This is a genomic window from Kribbella sp. NPDC023972 (genome assembly GCF_040639075.1).
Lineage (GTDB): Bacteria > Actinomycetota > Actinomycetes > Propionibacteriales > Kribbellaceae > Kribbella.
On sequence record NZ_JBEZZH010000006.1, the window covers coordinates 370,943 to 394,170 of the forward strand.

At 69.1% G+C, this 23,228-nt stretch carries 22 protein-coding genes; 9 read left to right on the forward strand and 13 right to left on the reverse strand.

Features of this window, described 5'->3' with window-relative positions:
• Positions 1 to 158 precede the first annotated feature (158 nt).
• Positions 159 to 593 carry an N-acetyltransferase gene (locus AB0F43_RS25200; RefSeq protein WP_360481464.1) on the forward strand — a complete coding sequence of 145 codons (435 nt, stop codon included), beginning with the start codon at positions 159 to 161 and terminating at the stop codon, positions 591 to 593.
• Here the strand turns inward: AB0F43_RS25200 and AB0F43_RS25205 are convergent.
• Positions 577 to 1,203, reverse strand: coding sequence for an AraC family transcriptional regulator (locus AB0F43_RS25205; protein WP_360481467.1), 627 nt, complete (start codon positions 1,201 to 1,203; stop codon positions 577 to 579). The genes AB0F43_RS25200 and AB0F43_RS25205 overlap by 17 nt on opposite strands.
• A 204-nt stretch (positions 1,204 to 1,407) precedes the next feature.
• Between AB0F43_RS25205 and AB0F43_RS25210 the strand changes: the two genes are divergently transcribed.
• Positions 1,408 to 2,400, forward strand: coding sequence for a zinc-binding dehydrogenase (locus tag AB0F43_RS25210; protein ID WP_360481470.1), 993 nt, complete (start codon positions 1,408 to 1,410; stop codon positions 2,398 to 2,400).
• A 29-nt stretch (positions 2,401 to 2,429) separates the two neighbouring features.
• On the opposite strand, the gene AB0F43_RS25215 is transcribed toward AB0F43_RS25210, so the two are convergent.
• Entirely contained in the window at positions 2,430 to 3,245 is an 816-nt protein-coding gene (locus tag AB0F43_RS25215) for a sulfurtransferase (RefSeq protein ID WP_360481473.1), read from the reverse strand.
• 76 nt (positions 3,246 to 3,321) lie between these two features.
• On the reverse strand, positions 3,322 to 3,975 hold the full coding sequence (locus AB0F43_RS25220) for a thymidine kinase (protein ID WP_360481476.1): 654 nt from the start codon (positions 3,973 to 3,975) through the stop codon (positions 3,322 to 3,324).
• Positions 3,976 to 4,096: 121 nt separating this feature from the next.
• Here AB0F43_RS25220 and AB0F43_RS25225 point away from each other — a divergent pair, with 121 nt between their 5' ends.
• A complete protein-coding gene (locus AB0F43_RS25225) occupies positions 4,097 to 5,743 on the forward strand; it encodes a S8 family serine peptidase (protein ID WP_360481479.1) in 1,647 nt (548 codons plus the stop codon).
• 10 nt (positions 5,744 to 5,753) lie between these two features.
• Here AB0F43_RS25225 and AB0F43_RS25230 read toward each other — a convergent pair whose 3' ends face one another.
• The 5 genes from AB0F43_RS25230 to AB0F43_RS25250 all read right to left on the reverse strand — a co-directional run bounded on the left by AB0F43_RS25230 (position 5,754) and on the right by AB0F43_RS25250 (position 11,072).
• Positions 5,754 to 6,878, reverse strand: coding sequence for a nucleotide pyrophosphatase/phosphodiesterase family protein (locus AB0F43_RS25230; RefSeq protein ID WP_360481482.1), 1,125 nt, complete (start codon positions 6,876 to 6,878; stop codon positions 5,754 to 5,756).
• 5 nt (positions 6,879 to 6,883) lie between these two features.
• Positions 6,884 to 7,495 carry a DUF5998 family protein gene (locus tag AB0F43_RS25235; RefSeq protein WP_360481485.1) on the reverse strand — a complete coding sequence of 204 codons (612 nt, stop codon included), beginning with the start codon at positions 7,493 to 7,495 and terminating at the stop codon, positions 6,884 to 6,886.
• A 56-nt stretch (positions 7,496 to 7,551) separates the two neighbouring features.
• Positions 7,552 to 9,201, reverse strand: a complete 1,650-nt coding sequence (locus tag AB0F43_RS25240; protein ID WP_360481488.1) for an FtsX-like permease family protein — start codon at positions 9,199 to 9,201, stop codon at positions 7,552 to 7,554.
• Entirely contained in the window at positions 9,198 to 9,896 is a 699-nt protein-coding gene (locus AB0F43_RS25245) for an ABC transporter ATP-binding protein (RefSeq protein ID WP_360481490.1), read from the reverse strand. Before AB0F43_RS25245 ends, AB0F43_RS25240 begins: the two co-directional genes overlap by 4 nt.
• A 108-nt stretch (positions 9,897 to 10,004) precedes the next feature.
• Positions 10,005 to 11,072, reverse strand: coding sequence for a P1 family peptidase (locus tag AB0F43_RS25250; protein WP_360481493.1), 1,068 nt, complete (start codon positions 11,070 to 11,072; stop codon positions 10,005 to 10,007).
• A 57-nt stretch (positions 11,073 to 11,129) separates the two neighbouring features.
• Here AB0F43_RS25250 and AB0F43_RS25255 point away from each other — a divergent pair, with 57 nt between their 5' ends.
• Positions 11,130 to 11,654, forward strand: a complete 525-nt coding sequence (locus tag AB0F43_RS25255) for a DUF2087 domain-containing protein (protein WP_360481496.1) — start codon at positions 11,130 to 11,132, stop codon at positions 11,652 to 11,654.
• Between the two features lie 51 nt (positions 11,655 to 11,705).
• Positions 11,706 to 13,730, forward strand: coding sequence for a serine/threonine-protein kinase (locus tag AB0F43_RS25260; RefSeq protein WP_360481499.1), 2,025 nt, complete (start codon positions 11,706 to 11,708; stop codon positions 13,728 to 13,730).
• Here the strand turns inward: AB0F43_RS25260 and AB0F43_RS25265 are convergent.
• Positions 13,723 to 16,428 (reverse strand): GNAT family N-acetyltransferase, encoded by a 2,706-nt coding sequence (locus tag AB0F43_RS25265; protein ID WP_360481502.1) that lies wholly within the window; start codon positions 16,426 to 16,428, stop codon positions 13,723 to 13,725. The two genes, AB0F43_RS25260 and AB0F43_RS25265, sit on opposite strands and share 8 nt — an antisense overlap.
• 63 nt (positions 16,429 to 16,491) lie before the next feature.
• On the opposite strand from AB0F43_RS25265, the gene AB0F43_RS25270 reads away from it, so the two are divergent.
• The 4 genes from AB0F43_RS25270 to AB0F43_RS25285 are packed head-to-tail and all read left to right on the forward strand — an operon-like array spanning position 16,492 to position 20,292.
• Entirely contained in the window at positions 16,492 to 17,517 is a 1,026-nt protein-coding gene (locus tag AB0F43_RS25270) for an SLC13 family permease (RefSeq protein ID WP_360481505.1), read from the forward strand.
• Between the two features lie 10 nt (positions 17,518 to 17,527).
• The gene (locus AB0F43_RS25275) at positions 17,528 to 19,237 is read left to right on the forward strand and encodes an AMP-binding protein (RefSeq protein ID WP_360481508.1); all 1,710 of its coding nucleotides are present in this window, start codon (positions 17,528 to 17,530) and stop codon (positions 19,235 to 19,237) included.
• Between the two features lie 42 nt (positions 19,238 to 19,279).
• Entirely contained in the window at positions 19,280 to 20,047 is a 768-nt protein-coding gene (locus AB0F43_RS25280) for an ABC transporter permease (RefSeq protein WP_360481510.1), read from the forward strand.
• Positions 20,044 to 20,292, forward strand: coding sequence for a DUF2630 family protein (locus AB0F43_RS25285; RefSeq protein ID WP_360481513.1), 249 nt, complete (start codon positions 20,044 to 20,046; stop codon positions 20,290 to 20,292). The genes AB0F43_RS25280 and AB0F43_RS25285 overlap by 4 nt, the downstream gene beginning before the upstream one ends.
• A gap of 99 nt (positions 20,293 to 20,391) precedes the next feature.
• On the opposite strand, the gene AB0F43_RS25290 is transcribed toward AB0F43_RS25285, so the two are convergent.
• From AB0F43_RS25290 to AB0F43_RS25305, 4 genes are read right to left on the reverse strand one after another with little or no spacing between them, the layout of a single operon-like run.
• Positions 20,392 to 20,814: a TIGR03667 family PPOX class F420-dependent oxidoreductase gene (locus tag AB0F43_RS25290; RefSeq protein WP_360481516.1), complete on the reverse strand. Its 423-nt coding sequence runs from the start codon at positions 20,812 to 20,814 to the stop codon at positions 20,392 to 20,394.
• Between the two features lie 12 nt (positions 20,815 to 20,826).
• On the reverse strand, positions 20,827 to 21,231 hold the full coding sequence (locus AB0F43_RS25295) for a CoA-binding protein (RefSeq protein WP_360481519.1): 405 nt from the start codon (positions 21,229 to 21,231) through the stop codon (positions 20,827 to 20,829).
• Positions 21,232 to 21,287: 56 nt separating this feature from the next.
• On the reverse strand, positions 21,288 to 21,941 hold the full coding sequence (locus tag AB0F43_RS25300; protein WP_360481522.1) for a response regulator transcription factor: 654 nt from the start codon (positions 21,939 to 21,941) through the stop codon (positions 21,288 to 21,290).
• A complete protein-coding gene (locus AB0F43_RS25305) occupies positions 21,923 to 23,197 on the reverse strand; it encodes a sensor domain-containing protein (protein WP_360481525.1) in 1,275 nt (424 codons plus the stop codon). Before AB0F43_RS25305 ends, AB0F43_RS25300 begins: the two co-directional genes overlap by 19 nt.
• Positions 23,198 to 23,228 lie beyond the last annotated feature (31 nt).

Sequence of the window (23,228 nt, forward strand, 5' to 3'; positions counted from 1 at the left end):
GACACCTCTCAGGAACTAGTGCTACGGAGATCGGCCGCAGCCGTGGATCCGGCAGCACCAGGAGTGGCCAGGGGTAATCCTTCCAGGAGCCGATCACGGTCAGCAGGGCGACCTCCCCGATGGTCGGTTCCCGGTGAGCGCCACCGATCACCGGCGAATTGTTCGGGTGGGAGTTCGAGGTCGGTGACAGCGTCTCCGGGCAGGTGTACGAGCCCGGTGGCTACGGCTTCGTCGATGGGGAGTACGACGGTGACGGCACCGGCCCGAACGGCGGCGTGGGTGGCGGACCGAGCCTTCAGCCGAAGGCCCTGTTCTACGTTGGCGTCGACGATGTCGGAGCAGCCCCCGGTTACGGCTACCTCGCCGACGACGTCCCCGAGCTCTCGCTCGGCGTCTCCCCCGCGTTCCGCCGCCAAGGCATCGCCCGCGCCCTTATGACCGAGCTCATCCGGACTTCGCCGTACAAACGTTTCAGCCTCAGCGTCGACCCGGCCAACCCCGCGGCCGCTCTCTACCACTCCCTCGGCTTCAAAAGGTCGGCACAGTCGAAACCTCCGACACAATGCTCCTGGAGCTCTAGCCGAAGCCGCTGAGGCGGTAACGGCCTGGTGTGGTTCCGACGAGGTTGCTGAAGGCTGCGATGAAGCTGCTGGGGTTCGCCCAGCCGCAGGCGTGGGCAACGTGCGTCGTGTCGTGCCCGTCGGCGAGCAGAACCAGTGCGCGATAGATGCGTAGTTGCGTGCGCCACTCGTAGAAGGTCATGCCGAGTTCGCTGTGGAACAGTCGGCTGAGCGTGCGGGCGCTGGCGCCGATCGTCTGCCCCAGCTCGGCCAGCGAGGTGTTGTTCGCGGGCTCCTGGTACAGCAACTGCGCAAGGGCTCGCAACCTGTCGTCGCGTGGTTCTGGCAATTGCAGCGGCCGCTCCTGTGCTTCATGGAGTTCGTCGACGAGAACTCGACGAAGACGGACGCGGGCAGCCCGGGCACGGGGGCTCGGGCCGGTGAGCGTGAGCAGGATTTCGCGGGCCAGGTCGGAGACCATGAACACGGCCGGGTGGCCTGGTACGAGCCTGGCCAGCGATGCCGGCAGGAAGAGGATGCGCATATCGGTGTTGCCGTGAGCGCGGTGGTAGTGCGTGAACCCGGCGGGGGTCCAGGTGACTCGATTGGCCGGAACGATCGAGGTCCCACGTTCCGTGTGCACCGACAGGACACCGCGGGCGGCGTACACCAGGTGTCCGCGTGGATGGGAATGCACCGAGCTTGTGCCCCCCGACGGCCACAGATGGATCCCTCCGGATGGCCACAGCTGCGACGTCACCTTGGAGCGGGAACCTTGGCGGCCAACGGGCATAAGTTGGCATTCTAACGGTGGCCGGTCACACCGGCTGGTGGCGAGACTGCAGACATGATGAGTACGACGATGCGAGCGGTGGTCTGTGGGCGGCCGGGTGGCCCGGACGTTCTGGAGATCCGTGAGGTGCCTGTTCCAGCGGTGCGGGAGGGCTGGAGCCTGGTGCAGGTGAAGGCCGCGGGCTTGAACCGGTCGGAGTTGAGGACGCGTCAGGGGCATTCGCCGACCGTGACCTTCCCGCGTGTGCTTGGAATCGAATGTGTCGGAGTCGTGGCGGCGTCGACCGATCCCAGGTTGCCGGACGGGACCACCGTCGCGGCGGTGATGGGTGAGATGGGCCGGGAGTTCGACGGCGGCTATGCGGAGTACGCGTTGTTGCCGAACTCGCTGCTGATGCCGGTCAGTACCACGCTGCCCTGGGACATCTTGGCGGCACTACCTGAGACGTACTTGACCGCACAGGGCGCGCTGGACACGTTGGGGGTCGTCCCGGGTGACCAGGGGCGGTTGCTGATCCGTGGTGGGACCTCGTCGGTGGGGATGGCTGCGGCGTCGATCGCGTCCGGCTACGGTGTCCGCACCATGGCGACGACTCGACGGCGCAGCAAGGTCGATGCGTTGACCGCCGCTGGCGTCGACTACGCACTCGTCGACCTCGGCGGATCGCTGGCGCCGAGTATGGACGCGGTCTGGCCCGAGGGTCCCGACTACGTCCTGGATCTCGTCGGGGCGAGTACGACGGTGGACTCGCTGCAGGTGGTCCGTCGTGGCGGAACGGTCTGCGTGGCGGGCTCGCTCAGTGGATGGACGATCCCGGACTTCGAAGCGATCGCGATGATCCCGTCCGGAACCAAGCTCACGGCTTTTCACAGCAAGAACATCCAGGGCAACGCGGGCACGATCGTGTTGCAGCGGATCATCCAGGAGGTCGAGGCCGGCGTCTATCGACCCAACATCGACCGTGCCTTCGCCCTGGACGACATCGTCGCCGCCCACCACTACATGGAAACCAACCAAGCCACCGGAAAGCTCGTCATGGTGCCCTAGACGCACCGCGACTGCTGCGGCCTTCGCCGTCAGCGCCCGATGGCGATTGGGCGGGACGGGTCGGTGATCCATTCTGACCAGGAGCCGATGTACACGGCGGAGGAGATGCCGGTGATTTCGAGGGCGAGGGCTTCGTGGGCGGCGGTGACGCCGGAGCCGCAGTAGACGCCTACCTGGGTCGAGCCGTCGACGCCAAGCTTTTCGAAGCGTTCCCGGAGCTCGTCGGGCAGGAGGAAGTGACCGGTCTCGTCCACGTTGGCGGTGGTGGGAGCGTTGACCGCGCGGGGGATGTGGCCGGCGACGGGGTCCATCGGCTCGACCTCACCGGCGAAACGCTCAGGGGCCCGCGCATCCAGCAGGACCCCGGCTGCGGCTACCTCAGCCGCGCCGTCGGCGTCCAGCATCGGGATGTGGCCGGCCGTCGCGATGAAGGAACCGTTCCCGGCGGCCGGGACCTCGGTGGTGACCTCTCCCCCGGCCGCCTGCCAGGCCGCGAGTCCGCCGTCGAGCACGCGTACGTCGCGGACGCCGAAGTACCGGAAGATCCACCACGCCCGCGCGGCCGCCATCGAGTTCGCCGCGTCGTAGACGACCACCGGCGTACTCGGGCCGACCCCGGCCCGGCGCAGTGCCGCGGTGACTGTGGTTGCTGCCGGCAACGGGTGGCGGCCGGGTCCGGGAGGTCCGGCGAGCTCGGTGTCCAGGTCGACGAAGTACGCGCCGGGGATGTGGCCGGCGTCGTACGCCTCCTTGCCAGGCGGGCCGGCGAGGTTCCAGGTGACATCGATCAGCACCGGACGCTCGCCCAGGGCCCGCAGCTCTTCGACGGTGATCAATGCGCTCATCCACGTCCTCGCTTCGCTCCGGGCGCGGATGAGACACGGTCCGCACTGTGCTTTCTGATGAACTCGCTGCGCTCGTTCATGACGCGGCTCCTCCGAACGGCAGTACCTCGGGTGACAGCGTGGCGCGGGCGCGGGCCTGGGTGAGCCGGCGCCGGTGATGCCGCCGGCACAGTACTTCGTACGCGACCTCGTGGTCGTGCGACACGATGTCACCCACCACCAGCTGCTCGCCCTCGGTCACCATCTCCCCACCGATCGTACGGGCGTTGTGCGTGGCCCGTTCACCGCACCAGCACAACGCCTCGACCTGGAGCAGTTCCATCCGGTCGGCCAGCTCGACCAGCCGGGCCGACCCCGGGAACAACGTGGCGCGGAAGTCGGTCAGGATGCCGAAGCAGAACACGTCGATCTGCAGCTCGTCGACCAGCCGGGCCAGCTGCTCGATCTGCGCCGGGCTGTAGAACTGCGCCTCGTCGCAGACCACGTAGTCGATCCGGCCGCCGTGGGTCAGCTCGCCGACGACGTACTCCCAGAAGTCGAACTCGGGCCGCACCTCGATCGCCTTGGCCGCCAGCCCGAGCCGGGACGAGAGCACCGAATCGCCGGCCCGGTCGTGGCTGGTGAAGATCCGGCCGATCCGGCCCCGCGCCTTGTGGTTGTGGTCCATCTGCAGAGCGAGGGTGGACTTACCGCAGTCCATGGTCCCGGTGAAGTAGAGCAGCTCAGCCACGGGCGTTCATCCTGCCAAGTCAGCGGATCACCCCGCACCCCGGGGTGGCGCGTCGTACCGGGTCGGTACCGTTCCCGGGGGTCGGCTTGGGTTCTGGGCCCCTGTCCGGTTTGAATGGATCGTGCGCAAACCTCTGGCCCTGCTCCTCGCGGCCTGTCTGATGACCGGGTCCGCCACCGTTCCGGCGGCCGCCGCCGTACCGGTTCGCGCCGACGCCGGGCTCCGGGCGTACTTCGTCATCACCGAGCCGAAGCAGACCGGCAAGGTCACCGGCGCGATCACCTCCAACGGCGGCGCCGTCTACGCGACGTACGACGCGATCGGCGTGATCGTGGCGCACTCGACCGCGACCGACTTCGCCGCCAAGATGCGCGGGGTCGACGGTGTCCAGAAGGCCGGTGCCACCCGCACCTCGGACCTGCCCGCCGAGGTCGGCGCCCCGGCCATCCCGCAGCAGGTCCCCGAGGTCCCGAGCAGTACGCCGGAGACCGACCGGCCGGACATGGCCCAGATCGGCGCCGACCGGGCCTGGGAGAAGAACCCGGGCGCCAAGACCATCACCGTCGGTGTGCTCGACACCGGTGTGGACGACCAGCACCCGGACCTGAAGGCGAACTTCGACGCCACCAAGTCCGCCTCCTGCGCCTACGGCAAGGTCGACACCCGGCCAGGCGCCTGGCGGCCGGTCGGCGAGCACGGGACGCACGTCGCCGGCACGATCGCGGCCGCTCGCAACGGCACCGGCATGATCGGTGTCGCGCCCGGCGTGAAGGTGTCGTCGGTCCGGGTCGCCGAGGCCGACAGCCAGCTGTTCTTCCCGGAGAACACGGTCTGCGCGTTCATGTTCGCCGCCGACAAGGGCGTGTCGGTCACCAACAACAGCTACTACACCGACCCGTGGCTGTTCCTCTGCCCGTCGGACCAGGACCAGGACGCCATCGCCGAAGCGGTGCGGCGTTCGGTCGCGTACTCGGACTCCAAGGGCGTCGTGAACGTGGCCGCGGCCGGCAACGAGGACTACAACCTCGCCCAGAAGACCGACGACGACTCCAGCCCGAACGACTCGACTCCGGCCCTGCGCACAGTCACGAACGATTGCCTCAGCTTGCCGACCGAGCTGCCGAACGTGGTCGTGGTCGCGTCCGTCGACGGCAGTAGTGCGAAGTCGCGGTTCTCCAACTTCGGCGAGAACAAGATCAACGTCGCCGCCCCCGGCGAGAACGTCTACTCGACCGTGCCGGGCGGCGGCTACCAGTCGATGAGCGGTACGTCGATGGCCGCGCCGCACGTAGCCGGTGTCGCCGCGCTGCTCCGCAGCCTGAACCCCAAGCTGACAACCGCTCAGGTCCGCGGCCAGCTCGCCCAGCAGGCGAACGACCTGGCCTGCCCGCCCGGCGCCGCCGGCGAGTGCATCGGCACCCAGGCGAACAACTCCTACTACGGCGAGGGCATGGTCGACGCCGCCGAGGCGGTGGGCGCCGCGGCCGCGCAACCGAACGGTGCGGTGTCGATCACCAAGCCGTCCGATCAGCTCGGGTTCGGCAGCGCACCGGCGATTCCGCTGCTGATGAAGGGTTCCGGCGGGACGGGCGAGATCAGCTACTCGGCGTCCGGGCTGCCGCCGGGCCTGAGCATCGACGCCGAGCGCGGCTGGATCACCGGAGTGCTCACCCCGGGCTCCGGGCGCTACAAGGTGACCGTCACCGCCCGTGACGGCGAGGCGAAGACCGCCCAGACCAGCTTCTTCTGGAACGTCTGGAGCTTCTAGGTGGGCTAGCTCAGCTACCGGCGTCGACGAGGAGCGGGATCGCCATCTCGTCGTCGGTCAGCGATCCGTGCAGGCCGATCAGCCCGGCCTCCGGGGCATTCCGCCGGCTCGCCACCAACGCGACCGGCCCGAGGGACGCCACCACGACATCGCCGAGCCGCGGCGCGACCCGATCCTCCACGCCGCCGAACCATCCGAGCCCGACCGCATCATCGCGGCTGAGCACCAGCGCGGAGTCGCCGAGCCGTTCGCGGTACGTCGCCAGGACGTCGGCCTCGGCGCCTTCGACGCAGTACAAGTGGCGGAACCGCGACTCACCGCCGATGAGCCGCACGCCCTCGGTCAGCGCGGGCTCGAGGTCGAGGTCGACCCGGTTCTCCGGCGCGACGTCGACCATCCCGTGGTCGGCGACCACGACCAGGACGGCGTCGCGCGGCAGCGCCGACCGGACCTGGAGCGCGAACATGTCCGCGGCGGCCAGCTCCTTGCGCCACTGCCAGGACTCGGATCCCTGGTTGTGACCGGTGTAGTCCAACTGGGAGTCGTACACGTAGACCAGCGACGACTTCCCCTCGCGACTGGCGAACCGGGTCGCGTCCAGCCGGTCCTCCACCGTGTCCGCGCCGCGGTGCGCACTGCCCCGGAAGGCCGCGGCGGTGAGCCCGGACGTGTCGAACCGCGCCTTGCTCACGTTGCGCGTGGCGACACCCGACGCGGCGATCCGCTCGAAGACGGTCCCGTGCGGCTGCCACTTTCGCGGGTCGACGGGGGCGTCCCACTGCAGGGCGTTCAGCAGGGCACCTGACTCCGGCACGATCGACGTGTAGCCGACGATGCCGTGCGCACCCGGCGGGAGTCCTGTCCCCAGGCTGGTCAGGCTCACTGCCGTGGTCGACGGCACTCCGGCCGTCAGACTGCGACCGGTCGGCAGCAGCGACGCCAGGTACGGCGCGACGTCGGCATGCCGGTGCAGCAGGTTCCACCCGAGTCCGTCGAGCAGCAGGACGGCGTACCTGGGTGCGGGTGGGAGGCCGAGCACGTTCTGCTCGTGTGGAACTGAGAGGGCACCGGCCACCGAGGGCAGTACGTCGGCGAGCGAGCCACCGCCGTATCGCGGGCTCACCGGTACGAACATGGGCACTACCTGCTGGTGGCGAACGACAGCGCCTGGGCGAAGTCGAGCACCTGCTGGATCCCGGCCGGGCCGTCGGCGGCGGCGCTGATCCGCAACGAGATGTCGTCGGCCGCGACGGAACCGGTGTAGCCGTGGTCGGCCTCGCAGTTCGGGTCGGCGCAGACGGCCGGCTCGAGGTCGATCCGGTTCACCATCCCCCAGCCGATCGTGAGCACGACCTCGCCGCTGCCGGCCACCGCCGGGTCGGACTTGCCGGAGGCGTAGCCGGCCGGATTGGGCACCACCCGGTTCACCACCACCGCGTTCACCCGGCTCAGCGGGATCGCCTCGGTCGAGGTCGACGCGTACGGCGCCCGGATCAGCTCGTCGGCCGCGTGCTCGTCGGTGTGCCCGACGATCAGCCGGGTCGGGGTCAGCGCCAGGATGGTGATGTGCCGCCGGACCTCGTCGCGGTCGAACGTCGGCTCGTGCTGCAGGACGAACGCGGTGATCGGCTCGCCCGCGGTCGCCACCGCGAGCGAATCCGTCACCACGTCCGGGTAGTAGCCGCACCGGTCGATCGCCTCGCGCAAGGCGGCGGAGACGTCCGCCAGTTGGGGCGCATTCAGGTCACGCATGCCCTCATCCTTGCACGATCTGATCCCAGCTCGATTCCGCCTTGTGGACAACCGCGCTAGTTCGCACTTGCCTTCCGCAGCACCGGCGCCCCGGCGGCGCCCGCGACGGCGACCAGCACCAGGCCGGCCACGACCTGCCCGATCAGCAGGAAGAGGCCCGAATTGCCTTCGGTGACGATCTTTCCGCCGCTCAGGGCGAGCCCGCACAGCGCACCGAACCCGACCACCGGCAGCCCGACTCCGATCACCGGTACGACGGCCGCCAGGCGCGCCGATCGCTCGATCACAGACAGCGGCACACCGGACCGCCGCAGTGCCCGCGCCGGACCCGCTTGATCGAGCGCCGTGCCGACCGCACCTGCCGCCGTGGAGGCAGCCACAGTCATGAACACCAAGCCCAGCAGCAAAGCCACGCCGATCCGCATGTCCTGGAACGACGGATCATCGTTCCCGGACGGCATGAACACCGAGATGAAGCCGGTGACGAAGCCACTCAGCACCAGCGCGGCCACCGGACGGAACGCACCCTTGGGATCATCAGCCAGCCGTCGGCCGGCCAGCAACGCCACCGGTCCATTGGCCAGGTTGGCCAGGGTCTTGCCGATCACCTGCACCGCCCACGGACCGATCACCCGTACGGCGAACGCAGCCATACCAATCCCAATCAGCAACGGCACCACGGCCGCCTGCATGCCGTAGTACGCAAGCACGATTGGTCCAATCGCCAACAATCCCAACCGCAGCGCACTGGTCGCCTTGCGAGTCTGACCGCGTACGACGCCCAGCGGTGTGATGCTGACCCGGCCGAGACCGATCAGCGCGCTGACAACAGACAGGACGGGTACGGCGGCCAGCACGACGAGCACGTTCCACCAGTCGACCGTGATGTCCTGCACGAACCAGCGACCGCCACCCAGCGGGATCCGTGCGATGAGCGGAGTCAGCACCGTGTAGCCGACCAGACCGACAACGGCACCGGCCAGGCCGATGACCGCCTGTTCCACTGCGCTCAACCACAGCACCTGGATCCTGGTGGCGCCGGCAAGTCGCAGGGCGGCCAGGCGGTGCTCACGACGCTTGGCCGCGACGCCTGCGGCCTGACCGACCAGGCTGAGCAGGGGGAACAGCACCAGAGCGATGCCGAAGGCAACCGCTATCAGCAGGCCGAACATCCGGCTGTCCATCACGTTCTCGCGCCAACTTGCGACGTACTGCGGGTGTTCTCCGATGGTGCTGGTGGCGACACCTCTGATCAGCACCAGCTCTTCCGGAGACGACAGGCCCTTGTCGCTGATCACTCCGGTCGGCTGTGCGACGCCGTACTGCTTGCTGAGGCTGGACCATCGCTTGGCGAGCTCGGGTGAGACGAAGACCTCGCCTGGTTTCGGGGTGTGGTCGAGACCCGGCGGTGGCGGGAGCTCGTTGGGTCGGAGGGTCGCCAGGTCGAGGCGGAGCATCGGTTCGCCCTGGACCCGCTGGTCGTCGTCCTGGTTGATCGCGCCAATCGCGGTCGCCGGGTCCGCCTTGTCGGCGCCGCGCCAGCCGATCCGGTCCGAGCGGTGCACCAGGCCGAGCGATCCGGCGATCAGGAAGGTGACGAGCAAGGACACGACGGCGGTGGCTCCGAGGGCGGCGAGATTGGCCGCCCGACCGCCGGGGCCAGGCCGGCGGACAAACCGCAGCCCGAGGCCGGTCATGGGGTTCATCGGCCGGCTCCCAGCGACTCGCTCACGCGGCCGTCGACAATCGTCAGCACCCGGTGGCAGTGGGCCGCGACGGCGTTGTCGTGTGTGACCACCACGACGGCGGCGCCGCGATGCGTGGCGGCACCGACGAGCAGGTCGATCACCTGAGCGCCGGTGGCGGCGTCGAGAGCGCCGGTCGGTTCGTCCGCGAAGACGGCCTGCGGCTCGCCGACCAGGGCCCGGGCGATCGCGACCCGTTGCGCCTGACCACCGGAGAGCTCGCCGGGACGGCGACCTGCTTCGGCGGACAGGCCGACCTGGGCGAGCATCGTCCGGGCCCGGCCGATAGCCTCACGCCTGCTCACACCGTCGACCATCAAGGGCAGCGCCACGTTCTCGTCGGCGGGCAGCTCGGCGAGCAACTGGTTGTCCTGGAAGACGAACCCGAGCCGGCGTCGCCGCAGTACCGTCCGGGCGGCGTCGTGCAGCTGATCGACCCGTTCACCGGCCAGCCAGACCTCACCCTGGTCCGGGGTGAGGATGCCGGCCAGGACGTGCAGAAGAGTGGTCTTGCCGTTGCCGCTCGGACCCATGACGGCGAGCGCTTCACCCGACCGTACGGCGACATCCACACCGGCGAGACCGACGACGTCGCCGTAGTACTTGACCAGGCCGTGGCCGCTGAGGACCACCTGTTGGGGACTCTGAAAGCTCATGGTGCAGAGCCTTTCGCGAGTCAGCGCACAGTTCGTCGGCCCGCGGACCGGTCCTGATGTCGTCTTCCGGCGTCCTTCGTTGCGTGGACGTAGTACCGGGGTCGTACGTCAATCGGTCCGGAAGGCTGACGGGTACGCGTCGCGGTAGCTCAGGATCCGGCCGGCCGGGGTCTCGACCGTCTCCGCGTTGAGCATCGCGTGCACGACTGCCCGGGACAGCGTCCGGGCGCCGGCCGCGTAGACCGTCTCCAGTTGGCCGAGTGCCGCCGGGTCGGTGACGCTCAGCCGGGGACGGTCGTCGCCGGGGGTGCGGGTGGAGAGCGCGAAGATGCTGTCGCCGTCGACCAGCGTGTGGATCGGGTCGATCGCCCGGGCCAGCCCGTCGTGCGCGATCATCGCCATCCGCTTCGTCGCCGGCTTGTCCAGCGGTACGTCGGTCACCACCACCGCGATCACCGTGTTCATCCCGGACGTCGGACCGGGGATCAGGTTCCGGCCGGGAGTGATGAGTGACGGCCGCTCAGTGGGCGGTCGCAGGTGGGCGAACTCGTCGCCGAGACCGAGCCGGGCGCCGTACAATCGGCCCTCGGCGTCCACCGTCGAGCCGGACGCGTTCACGATCACCAGCGCGCCGACCGTCGTACCGTCCTCCAGCCGGACACTCGCCGAGCCCACGCCGCCCTTGAGCGAGCGCGCCCGGGCACCGGCGCCGGCGCCATGGTTGCCGAGGGCAACAGGACCGTCGGTGGCGGTGGTGATCGCTTCGGCACCCCAGGAGGGCTCGGGACGTGCGCGGAAGTCACCACCACGGCCGAGGTCGAAGATCACCGCGGTCGGCACGATCGGTACGACGTCGCGCTCCCCCGGCCCGACCCGCACGCCTTCTCCCCGCTCCTCGAGCCACCGCATCACACTGCCCGCCGTGTCGAGCCCGTACGCACTCCCACCGGTCAGCACGACCGCGTTCGCCCCCGGATTCGCGTTCACCGGCTCCAGCAGCTCCGTCTCCCGCGTCCCCGGCGCACCCCCGCGAACATCCACTCCGGCCACCGCCGTACCAGGCACGTGCACCACCGTCGTCCCGGTCAGGTACGGCGCCTCCACCCGCTCCACCTGACCGACCAGCACCCCGGGAACATCAGTGATCGAGTTGTGCGGACCCGGCGTCATCGTCATGCGCACTGTTTAGCACTCCGCCGAAATCCGGTTGCGACGGACACTAACTTGGATGGCATGAACACCGAGCTGCTCTGTGGTCTGCTGGCCGAACCGTCGAGGTTGCGGACGTTCTCCGCGGTCGTCCTCGGCGCCACCACTCCCGAGCAGGTTGCCGGAAGCACCGGTCTCTCCGCGCCCGTCGTCCACAAAGCCTTGCAGCGCTTGGCCAAAGGCGGGCTCATCGCTGACACCGGTGGCCGTCTGGGGGCGGATGAGGACGCCTTCAAGCAGGCAGTTCGCGAGAGCCGGCCCGAGCGGGTGCCGCTCGACCCGGACCCCGATCGCGACGCGGTGCTCAAGGCGTTCATCCGCGACGGCCGGCTGACCCACTTCCCGACCTGGCCGGCCAAGTTCCGGGTCGTCCTCGAGCACATCGTCAAGAGCTTCGAGCCCGGCCGCAGCTACCCCGAGTCCGAGGTCAACGAGCTCCTCAACCGCTGGCACCCCGACCACGCAGCCCTCCGCCGCGAACTGGTCGACGCCCGCCTTTTGAGCCGCACCAACTCCATCTACACCCGCCCCGCTGAACCTGCTGCCTGAGAGGATTCACCCTCTGACTTCATGTGATCGCCGGAGGGTGCATTGAGGCTGTTGGGATCGGCAGACCCGCGTGAGGTCGGGCAGTACCGGGTGCTCGCCGAACTGGGCCGCGGCGGAATGGGCCGGGTGCTCTTGGCTGCCGGGCGGGACGGGCGACTGGTCGCGGTGAAGCTGATCCACGAGCAGTTCGTCGAGGACGCCGGGTTCCGGGCCCGGTTTCGCCGTGAGGTGGACGCGTCCCGAACGGTGTCCGGCGCATACACCGCCGCGGTGGTCGACGCCGCCCCGGATGCGCCGACGCCGTGGCTGGCCTCGGTCTTCGTCCCCGGCCCGTCGCTGGATGACACCCTTCGGATGCTCGGTCCACTACCAGAGCAGTCGGTACTGCGGTTGGCCGCCGGACTCGCGACAGCCTTGATCCAGATTCATCGCGCCGGGCTGGTCCACCGGGACCTGAAGCCATCGAACGTGCTGCTGGCCGACGACGGCCCCAGAGTCATCGACTTCGGCATCGTCCGCGCGATCGACGACGACCGGCCGGACGTCACCCGAACGGGCTGGCTGGTCGGCTCACCCGCATTCATGTCGCCCGAGCAGGCCGGCGGCCAGGCCGTCACTGCGGCCAGTGACATCTTCTCCCTCGGGTCGGTGCTGGTCGCGGCGTGTACCGGCGCGAGCCCGTTTGCCGACGGGTCCGCACTGCAGACCTTGAACAGCGTCACGCGCGCCGAGCCGGACCTCTCCAAGGTCCCCGTCGCGATCCGTCGCGTCGTCGAGCCATGCTTTGCCAAAGACCCCGCACACCGGCCGACGCCGAGCGCTCTGCTCGACGCGATCGGGTCTGTCACGCCGTCCGCGCAACCCTGGCCCGGCTCAATCCACCGGCTGATCGCCCAGCGGCAGACCGAGCTCTCCCAGCTCCTCGATGCAGCCGACCTGCCGCCAGTGGTCACTCCGGTCCCGGACACCACCGGTCCCGAGCAGGCGACCGTAGCGGCGGCGACCAGGCTGGACACCAGCCCTGCGAGGTCCAACGTACCAACCGGAGCTCGGCGCCGGCGCCGGACGTACCTGGGTGCCGGTGTCGGTGCGCTGGTGCTGGCCGTCGTACTGGGTTGGGTGTTGTGGCCGTCAGGTATCGGTCAGGTCGCCAAGCTGAGCGGCTTCTCAGTCGTCTACTCCGTGACCTTCAGCCAAAACGGCAGCGTCCTGGCCAGCGTCTATCAGGACAGCACCATCGAACTGTGGAACACGGACACCCACCGGCGAACCGGTCAGATCATCGGCCCACTTGGCGACGACGAGAGAGCGTCGGCGGTGCAAGATGTGGCCTTCAGCCCGAGTGGCAAGGTCCTGGTCACCGCCAGCAGGCAAAAGCCCGGCGTCAGCATCCAGCAATGGAACGTGGAGACCGGGGCCCAGATCGGGCAGCCGCTCGTCGTCAGCGGCAATCTTCCGGCCCTCAGTCAGGATGGCCGGAAGCTGGCGATCCTCACCGGGGCAGCCCACCTGCAGGTCTGGGACGTGGCCACCCGTCGGCCGATCGCGCAGGTCACCGGCCTGCAGCCCGAAACCTACGGCACGGCCTCGGTGCTCAGCCCCGATGGGCAGACCATCATCGGCCGTGAGACGGAGGTGTCCGGTGATCAGTCCCAACTGAACAACCTGGTACTGCGCGATGTCGCCGGCGGGCAGTCCCTCGGCCGCACCATCAGAGCGCCATCGGGCACCAAGTTCGGCGTCTTCGCGTTCAGCCCGGACGGCCGCCTGCTGGTGACCACGGGCTCCGACGAGACCGTCCGCTTCTGGGACGTGTCCAGGCGGACTCAGACGCTCCAGCCCGTCAAGGTTCCCGGCCCTCTCTTCCAGGCGGTCCTCAGCCCGGACGGCCGTACCCTCGCGACCGTCGAGCTCTCCGACAAGCGCTGGATGCGCCTGTGGAACGTTGCTGACGGCAAGCAGATCGGTGACTCCATCGAAGACATCGTGATGATGGCTTTCAGCCCCGACAGCCGCACGTTCGCCACCGCCGGCAAGGACCAGACCACCCGACTGTGGACCGTCCCGGCTAGGTGAGGCGGCGGGCTGGGGTGTCTTGGCGGGGTTTTTCGTTGGGGGCGATGCGGATGGCGGTGTCGAGGACGGTGGCGCCTTCGGCCGCGACGAGGACCGAGCGGAGATCGAGCTTGACGACCTCCTCGAGGTCGAGCGTCAGGCGCGAGACCCGGTGCAGCAGGTTTTCGATCGCGGAGATGTCGACCGGGTCGGTGCCGCGGTAGCCGTACAGCAGCGGGGCCGCCCGGACCTCACGGACCATCTCGGCGGCGTCGCGAGTGGTCAGCGGCGGCATCCGGTACGAACGATCGCCCAGCAGATCGGTGGCGACACCGGAGAGGCCGAAGGACACCACCGGCCCGAAGGACACATCCTCCAGCGCCGAGATGACGACGGGCACACCAGGCGGCGCCATCTTTTGTACGACGAATTGCGCCCGGCTCGGGTCGGACGCGACCCCGAAGGTCCGGGTCATCTCGGCCCAGGCCTCGCGCATGTCGTCCTCGTCGTGGATGTGCCGCCAGATGTCGGCCAGGTCCGGACGCATCCGCCACTGCTCGGCCGTCGCCTTCAGGATCACCTCGAAACCGAGATCCGCGGCCCGTTGCACCGCCTCGTCGGCGCTCTGCACCCCGAACGCCGGCAGCACCGAGATCCCGTAGAAGCTGAGCAGCCGTTGCCGGTCGGTGTCGTCCAGGTCGGCGCCGTTCGGATGCCGCTGCAGATACTCCGCGACGAAGTCCTCCGCCGCCCGGGTGTCGATGTCCGGCAGGTCGGGGATCTGGCTGTCCGAGCGCCGCCGCCACTCGGCGTACCGCGTCGCCTTGGCCAGCGCACCCACGGCGTACTGAGGGTTCAGGAACGACGGAATCGAACCGCGGGCCGCACCGCCGTCGGCATCCGGCACCCGAAGCTCCTCGGGCACGCTGCGCGACGCGAGGAACGTCGAGACGACCGGCTTGTCCGACCCCGCAGCCGCGGCGGCCAGGACCTGTGCGACCTCGGCACCATTGGACTGCACCGGTGGCGTGTAGATCACCACGACCGAGTGCACGCGGTCGTCGGCGAAGACCTCTGACAACGCCGCGCCGAAGTCAGCGGCGGTCGCGTCCGCGCTCAGGTTGCGCGGCTCCCCCGCGACGACCAGCCCGCAGCCGGCCATCGTGTCGAGCGCGAGCAGTGTCAGCGCGTCCGAGTTGCTGACGATCGCGACCCGGCGGCCCTTCGGCAGCGGCTGGTGGGCGAGCAACTGGGCGACGTCGAACAGCTCGCCGGTGGTATCGACGCCAATCAAACCACTCTGCCGGAACATCGAGTCGACAGTTGCCGCTGGCAACTGGCTGCGCCGGACCATCTGGCCGAGCGGCACGCCCTGGGTGGTCCGGCCGGACTTCAGCGCGACCACCGGCTTGCGACCGGCCAGCCGGCGCGACACCCGGCTGAACTTGCGCGGGTTGCCCAGCGACTCCAGGTACAGCAGCACGACCTCGGTCGCCTCGTCGGAGTACCAGAACTGCATCAGGTCGTTGCCCGACACATCGGCCCGGTTGCCCGCCGACACAAAACTCGACAGCCCCAGGCCACGCCGGACCATGTCGGCCAGGATCGGCACCCCGAGCGCGCCGGACTGGCAGAAGAACGCCACCCGGCCCCGGCTCGGCATCAACGGCGAGAGCGTCGCGTTCAGCGACACGCCGGGCGCGGTGTTGATCAGCCCGAGCGCGTTCGGCCCGATCACGCGCATCCCGTACGACCGGGCCAGGCCGGCCAGGTACCGCTGCCGCTTCCGCCCCTCGTCCCCGATCTCGGCGAACCCGCTCGACACCACGACCAGCCCGCGCACGCCCTTGGCGGCGCAGTCCAGCACCACGTCGGCCACCATCTCGGCCCGGACGGCGACCACGGCCAGGTCGACCGTGTCGTCCACATCCCGGATCGTCGGGTACGCCGGGACACCCTCGATCTCGTCCGCGTCGGTATCGGTGTTCACGGCGTACAGCCGGCCGGTGAAACCGCCGTCGCGGAGGTTGCGCAGGAGCGCGTTGCCGATCGTCCCCTCCCGCCGGCTGGCCCCGATCACCGCGACACTCGCCGGGGTCAGCAGCCGCGCGATCGACAACGCCTCGGACCGCTGCTCCCGTGCCTGCATCACGCCGAACGACGTGTCGGTGGGGGCGATGTCGAACTCGACCATGATCACGCCGTCCTCGAACTCGCGGGCGACCTTGTACCCGGCCTCGGTGAAGACGGTGATCATCTTCCGGTTGTCCGGCAGCACCTCGGCGACGAACTGGGTGATCCCGTTCTCCCGGGCGCCCTGGGCGAGATGCTCCAGCAGCAACTGGCCTAGGCCGCGCCCCTGGTGCGCGTCCTCGATCAGGAACGCGACCTCCGCGGTCCGCCGCCCGGTCCGCTCATACCGCCCGACGCCGATCATCTCGTTGCCGACGGTGACGATCAGCGCCAGCCGGTCGTGGTAGTCAACCTGCGTGAACCTCGCCACATCCCGGTCGGACAGCTGCGGGTACGGCGCGAAGAACCGGTAGTACTTCGACTGCTCGGACACGCGCGCGTAGAACGCCACCAGCAGGTCGGCATCGTCCGGGGTGATCGGCCGCAGGTGCGCGGTGGCGCCATCACGCAGTACGACGTCCGCCTCGAAGTCAGCCGGATACCCGGCTGGCGGCTGCGAGTCATACTTGTCCGGCGGCGGCGTCACGCGGCCAGCGTACTCAACCAGCCACAGCGGAGGTCATGAATTTTGGTTGCACGGATCGCGCCCGTGCTGGTCTTCCTGATAGCCGTCACCGTCATCGCCGAACTGGCCGACCGGGCCAAGGTGTTCGACGTCGCCGCCCGCGAAGCCGCTCACCTCGCTCGCGGGCGGGTCTGGCGGCTGTGGCTGCTGGTGGTCGCGCTCGCCACCGGGCTGACGATCGTCCTCTCGTTGGACACGTGCGCGGTGCTGCTGACCCCGGTTGTCCTCTCGATGGCCCGTCAGCTCGGCATCCCGCCGAAACTTTTTGCCTTCACGACCGTCTGGCTGGCCGGCACCGCCTCCCTGCTGCTTCCGGTCTCGAACCTGACCAATCTGCTCGCGCTGCACCAGTTCCGTGCCCTGGACGCTCACTTCGTGGCGGTGAGCTGGCGACCGGCGATCGCGGCGATCCTGATCACGGTCGCCGTGCTGGCCGTCCTGTTCCACCGCGATCTGCGCCAGGCGTACGTCGTACCGCCGACTCCGCACGTGGACGACAAGGTCCTGTTCTGGGGGTCGGCAGGGGTGTGTCTGCTGCTCGGACCGGCCTTCGTGTCCGGCATCGAGGTCGCCTGGCCGGCCACCGTGGGCGCGGTCGTGCTGGTCGTGTTGTTCGCGGTCCGGCGACGGAGCGTTCTGCGGTGGTCGTTGATCCCAGCCAAGCTGGTGCTCACCGTTGTGGTGTTGTTCGCCGTCGTCGGTTTCCTCAGCGACCACGGACTGGAGGAGTTGCTGAGCCGCATAGCCGGAACGAGCTCGGAGCTGAGGCTGAGCGTGACCGCGGCACTCGGCGCGAACCTGGCCGACAACCTCCCCGCCTACCTGGCTATGGAGCCGGTCGCGTCGAGCGACCCGCACCGCATGATGGCGCTCCTGATCGGCGTCAACTGCGGCTGCCTGCTCACCCTCTGGGGTTCGCTCGCGACTCTGCTGTGGCGCGACCGCTGCGACGCCGCCCGGGTCGACATCTCCTGGTGGTCCTTTCTCTGGCGCGGCCTGATCCTGACCCCGCTCGTCGTGGCGGGGTCCGTCCTCGCGCTGGGTGGGTAAGGTGCGGGACATGGCTCCGGAGCAGAGCACGGCGGACGTGACGCGGGAGTTCCGGGCGGCCCGGGACTTCCTGGTGGCACACCGGGAGGACTACGAGACGGCGTACCGGGACTTCAGCTGGCCGGCCTTCGACCGGTTCAACTGGGCGCGGGACTGGTTCGACGCGCTCGCGGTCGAGCAGCCCGAGGTCGCCGCGCTGACGATCGTCGAGGAGGACGGCGAGGTCAACTCCCGGACGTACGCCGAGATGGCCGAGCGGTCCCGCCAGGTGGCCGGCTGGCTCACCCAGGCCGGGCTGCAACCGGGTGACCGGGTCCTGATCGTGCTCGGCAACACCGTGCCGCTGTGGGAGACCATGCTCGGCTGTATCCGGGCCGGCGCGGTGATGATCCCCGCGACCACGCTGCTCACCGATGCCGACCTCGCGGACCGGATCGAGCGCGGCGGAGTACGGGTCGTGGTCACCAGCAGCGCGGACACCGGCAGGTACGCCGGTATCGCGGACCACTGCATCCGGGTCGCCGTCGGCGAACCCGTGGACAACTGGCTGCACTACGACGACTCGGCCGAGTACGACGGGCCGATGCCCGAGGTGGACACGGCGGCGAACGACTCGCTGCTGCTCTACTTCACTTCCGGTACGACGAGCCAGCCGAAGCTGGTCGAGCACACCCAGGTCAGCTATCCCGTCGGCCACCTGTCGACCATGTACTGGATCGGCCTCCAGCCCGGCGACGTCCATCTCAACATCTCCTCCCCCGGCTGGGCCAAGCACTCCTGGAGCAACGTCTTCGCCCCGTGGAACGCGGGCGCGACCGTCTTCCTGTACAACTACACGCGCTTCGACGCCGAGAAGATGCTGCAGGTCCTGCAGACGTACGGCGTGACCACGTTCTGTGCGCCGCCGACGGTCTGGCGAATGCTCATCCAGGCCGACCTGTCCGCGGTGCAGGTGCAGATCCGCGAGTGCATCTCGGCCGGCGAGCCGCTCAACCCCGAGGTGATCGAGCAGGTCCGCAACGCGTGGGGCATCACCATCCGGGACGGCTACGGGCAGACCGAGACAACCGCGCAGATCGGCAACCCTCCCGGCCAGCCGGTCAAACTCGGCTCGATGGGCCGTCCGCTGCCCGGCTACACGATCGCGCTGATCGCCCCCTCGACCGACGAGATCGGCGACGACGGCGAGATCTGCATCGAACTGGCGCCCGCGCCGGTCCCGCTGATGCGCGGCTACCGCGATGCCCGGGAACTCACCGCCGAGGTCATGCGCGGTGGGTACTACCACACCGGCGACGTCGCCAGCCGGGACGAGGACGGCTACATCACGTACGTCGGCCGCTCCGACGACGTGTTCAAGGCCAGCGACTACCGCATCTCGCCGTTCGAGCTCGAGTCCGTGCTGATCGAGCATCCGGCGGTCGCGGAGGCAGCCGTCGTACCTTCGCCCGATCCGGTCCGGCTCGCGGTGCCCAAGGCGTACGTCGTCCTGGCCGCGGGACATGAGCCGTCGCGGGAGCTGGCCGGCGAGATCCTGTCCTTCTGCCGCGAGCACCTGGCGCCGTACAAGCGGATCCGCCGGATCGAGTTCGCCGAACTCCCGAAGACGATCTCCGGCAAGATCCGCCGCGTCGAGCTCCGCGCCGACGAGGCAACCAAGGCCGAAACCGGCAAGCCCGGCCAGCACGAGTATGACGAGAACGACTTCAAGCAGGGGTGAGTCAAGCCGCGCAACCGTCGGCCTACATGCTGAAATGGGCGGATGTCCTTCGACACCGGGCTGGGGCTCGCGGCGGTCGTCGTTCTGCCGCTGTTGATCGCGATCGGCGTCGGCGCGTCGCGATACGCCGGGCTCCGGCACGACAGAGGCGTCGTCACGGCGGCCTTGCGCGCCGTCCTGCAGCTGACCGCGGTCGGTCTCGTCGTGGGTGTCGCGCTCCGGCACACTCTGGGCGCGATCGCGTTCGTGCTGGTGATGTTCGTCGTCGCGACCATCACCAGTACCCGGCGAATCCACTCCGCGGCCGTCATTCCCCGGCAGTGGGTCTACTGCGCGACCGCGATCGGCTGCGGCGCGTTCGCCGTACTGCTGCTGCTGATCCTGCCCGGGGTGGTGCCGCGGAACCCGGCCACGATCCTGCCGATGGGGGGCATCATCATCGGCGGCGCCATGACCGCCACCACGCTGGCCGGCCGCCGGGTGCTGAGCGAGTACCACACCCGGTACGGCGAGTTCGAGGCCGGACTGTCGATCGGGCTGCTGTCGCCCGACGCGTTCAAGCTGGTCGTCGGGCCGGTCGCGGGTGATGCCCTCCTGCCGGCGCTCGACCAGACGCGGACGGTCGGGCTCGTCTCGCTGCCCGGCGCCTTCGTCGGGATGGTGCTCGGCGGGGCATCCCCCACCGAGGCCGCGGCGCTGCAACTGGTGGTCCTGATCGGGCTGATCGCGGCCGAGGCCATCGCCATCCTCACCATCACCGAGCTGCTGGCCCGCTCGTCCCTGCCGGACGGGCGTACGGTTTCCCCATGAGTGATGACAAGAGCCTGTTCAGCCGGATCGACGAGCTGGTCGCCGAGGAGCACGAGCTGCGCACCAAGCACGCCTCCGGGCAGATCGCCGACGGGGACGAGCGGGAGCGCCTGCAGGCCCTCGAGGTCGAGCTCGACCAGTGCTGGGACCTGCTCCGGCAGCGCCGCGCCAAGCGCGAGTTCGGCGAGAACCCCGACGACGCCCAGCCCCGCTCCCCCGGCACCGTCGAGGGCTACCTGGGCTGACCGCGTTCGAGGGGATCTCACCTCGAACGATGCCTTCTCCCCTGGTATACGAGGGGAGAAGGCTGCAGTGGAGGGGAGATCCCCTCGAACGTCGGGGGGTCAGAAGCCGCGGAGTTTGTCGGGCGTGACGCGGATGACGACTGAGTAGTCGGCGTGGAACTGTTCGTTCGTCATCCCCAGGTGGGCGATGTCGTCGCCGTACTTGTTGTTGTACGCCGCCAGCGCATCACCGGTGAGCGGGGTGTCCTCGATCACCGCCGTACCGGAGATGACGCCGACGTCGCCGCCGCCGTGGGTGGCGTTGAAGTTGAGCGATACCCGGGGGTTGGCCGCGATGTTGCGCAGTTTGGCCTTGTCCGGCTGACTGGAGATCAGCAGCTGGTCGTCGTACCAGAGGAACCAGACCGGAGTCGGCACCGGCGTTCCGGACTTGCTGACGGTGGTCAGCCAGAGCACCCGCTCGTCGTCCAGTTGCCGCGCGATCCGCTTGCCGAAGCCGGTGGAGGTGTCGATGATGATCATCTGAGCCCTTCGTCAGTGACTAGGACCCAGGCGCCCCCACTCGATCGCCGGGCAGCGGTTCATCACCATGGTCAGCCCCGCGGCCGTCGTACGCGTGTAGGCATCCGGATCCACTACACCCAGCTGGAACCACACCGCCTTCGCGTTGATTCCCACCGCCTGGTCCGCGATGTCGCCGGCCAGCTCCGACCGGACGAACACGTCGACGCAGTCCACCGGGAACGGGATGTCCGCGAGCATCGCATAGCCCTGCTCGCCGTGCACCGTCTCCGCCGACGGATGCACCGGCACGATCCGCTTGCCATGCCCCTGCAGGAAGCGCGCCACGCCGTACGCCGCCCGGCTGGTGTTGTTCGACAGCCCGACCACGGCCCACGTCTCGCAGTCCGCGAGGATCTTGCGGATGTCACTGTCCATACAGAGATCCTCCCTCGCCGCTCAACTGCTCACCACCGCTGCGGTTGCTGAGAGTGTCAGCCCCGCAAGTAGGTGAGGACGGCGGACACGCGACGATCCAGACCGTCGTTCAACTGTAGCTTCGCGAAGATGTTGCCGACGTGCTTGCGTACGGCGGCCTCACTCACGACCAGCTGCTCCGCGATCGACGCGTTCACCCGCCCCTCCGCCATCAGCGCGAGCACCTCGAGCTCGCGCGGCGTGAGCGCCGACAGCGGCCCGTCGTTCCGCCGCCGCGCCAGCAACTGCCGGACCACCTCCGGGTCCACGACGGTTCCGCCGTCGGCGACCCGGTCCAAGGACTCGAGGAACTCCGCAACGTGCCCGACCCGGTCCTTCAGCAGGTACCCGATTCCACCGGTCGTTGTCTCGAGCAACGACGACAGATACGCGTCGGCTACGTACTGGGACAACACCAGGATCCCGATCGACGGGAGCTCGGCCCGGATCGCGGCCGCCGCCCGCAGTCCCTCGTCACTGTGACCGGGTGGCATCCGTACGTCGGTGATGACGACATCCGGCGGTGCCTTGCGTACGACGGCCAGCAGCGTGTCCGCATCGCCGACAGCGTCTCGTACCTCGTGGCCGGCGCGGTCCAGGATGCTGGCCAGTCCCTCCCGCAACAGCAGCGAGTCTTCGGCCAGCACGATGCTCAGTCGCCGAGTCGGCACGGGCACTCCATCCTCAATCGAGTCGGCCCACCGGGTGGGCTGTCGATGTCGAGTGTGCCTCCCAACGCGTCCAACCGGGTCACCAGCCCGATCAGTCCGGTGCCGGCGCCGGTCCGGGCACCGCCGACGCCGTCGTCGGTGATCATGATGACCAGCCGATCGCGCTCGACCCACCCAGTCACGTCGCAACTGGACGCCCAGGCGTGCTTTGCGACATTGGCCAGCGCCTCGCTGACGACGAAGTACGCCGCGGCCTCGATCGGCGGCGGCAGTCGCGACGGCAGCGTCAGCTGAACATTCACCGGCAGCGGACTCCGGTCCGCAACCTCCAGTACGGCGGCCTCGAGTCCATGGTCGACCAGCACCCGCGGATGGATCCCCCGGACCGCCTCCCGCAGGTCGGCCAGCGCCGCCTCCGCCTCCGTGTGCGCCTTCACGACCAGCCGCTTGCCTTCACCCTCGGGCAGATCCAGCTCGGCCAACCCCAGCGTCATGGTCAGCCCGACCAGCCGCTGCTGTACGCCGTCGTGCAGATGCCGCTCGATCCGCGCCCGCTCGGTCTCGAACGCATCCACCAGGTCGAGCCGGGACCGGCGCAACTCGGCCAGGTTCCGCTGCAGCTCGTCCTGCCGAGGCCCGAGCATCACCTTCGCGAGCGCGGCCTCGGCACCGGCGAAGACGCCCAGCAGGTAGGAGCTCAGGACGTAGAAGACCGGGCCGAAGCAGAGCAGGAAGATGAAGCCCTCCTGCGCGCTGTCCAGGATCCACGGCCCCATCCCCATCTGGTCGCCGTCGGCGATCACCGGCGCCGCGAGTGTGATGCCGAGGATGGTCGCGCTCACGCCGGCGACCAGGGCGCTGAGCGGCCAGACGAACACACCCAGCACGAACCCGTACCCGAGCGCCCGCAGCGACGCCTGCTCCCGGCGGCGGAACTTCAGCTTCTCCCGCAGTGACAACGACTCCGGAATGGTCGCGTGCGGACTGCTGATCCCGTCGATCAGCACCAGCCGGGCCCGCCACCGTTCGACCCGGCCGATCACCACCCCGATCAGCGGGAACATGGCGATCAGCAGGATCCCGATCAGGATAGGGCTCAGCAGCGCACTGACCGCCGCGATCCCGCCGAGCACCGCTATGGTCACCGCACCGACCGGCACCGACGTGAACAGGTACGCGTAGCTACGCCAAGGCCACGACGACACCAGATAGCGCGGCGACGCCATCGCCCCCCAGGTCGTCATTGGTCTCGCCACGGCGTCAACCCTAGGTCTGCGACGGACCGTT

Coding starts and splice junctions, on each gene's coding strand:
- AB0F43_RS25210 (WP_360481470.1), top strand. CDS start 1,408: ATGATGAGTACGACGATGCGAGCGGTGGTCTGTGGGCGGCCGGGTGGC.
- AB0F43_RS25215 (WP_360481473.1), bottom strand. CDS start 3,245: ATGAGCGCATTGATCACCGTCGAAGAGCTGCGGGCCCTGGGCGAGCGT.
- AB0F43_RS25230 (WP_360481482.1), bottom strand. CDS start 6,878: ATGTTCGTACCGGTGAGCCCGCGATACGGCGGTGGCTCGCTCGCCGAC.
- AB0F43_RS25235 (WP_360481485.1), bottom strand. CDS start 7,495: ATGCGTGACCTGAATGCGCCCCAACTGGCGGACGTCTCCGCCGCCTTG.
- AB0F43_RS25240 (WP_360481488.1), bottom strand. CDS start 9,201: ATGAACCCCATGACCGGCCTCGGGCTGCGGTTTGTCCGCCGGCCTGGC.
- AB0F43_RS25245 (WP_360481490.1), bottom strand. CDS start 9,896: ATGAGCTTTCAGAGTCCCCAACAGGTGGTCCTCAGCGGCCACGGCCTG.
- AB0F43_RS25250 (WP_360481493.1), bottom strand. CDS start 11,072: ATGACGATGACGCCGGGTCCGCACAACTCGATCACTGATGTTCCCGGG.
- AB0F43_RS25255 (WP_360481496.1), top strand. CDS start 11,130: ATGAACACCGAGCTGCTCTGTGGTCTGCTGGCCGAACCGTCGAGGTTG.
- AB0F43_RS25275 (WP_360481508.1), top strand. CDS start 17,528: ATGGCTCCGGAGCAGAGCACGGCGGACGTGACGCGGGAGTTCCGGGCG.
- AB0F43_RS25280 (WP_360481510.1), top strand. CDS start 19,280: ATGTCCTTCGACACCGGGCTGGGGCTCGCGGCGGTCGTCGTTCTGCCG.
- AB0F43_RS25285 (WP_360481513.1), top strand. CDS start 20,044: ATGAGTGATGACAAGAGCCTGTTCAGCCGGATCGACGAGCTGGTCGCC.
- AB0F43_RS25290 (WP_360481516.1), bottom strand. CDS start 20,814: ATGATCATCATCGACACCTCCACCGGCTTCGGCAAGCGGATCGCGCGG.
- AB0F43_RS25295 (WP_360481519.1), bottom strand. CDS start 21,231: ATGGACAGTGACATCCGCAAGATCCTCGCGGACTGCGAGACGTGGGCC.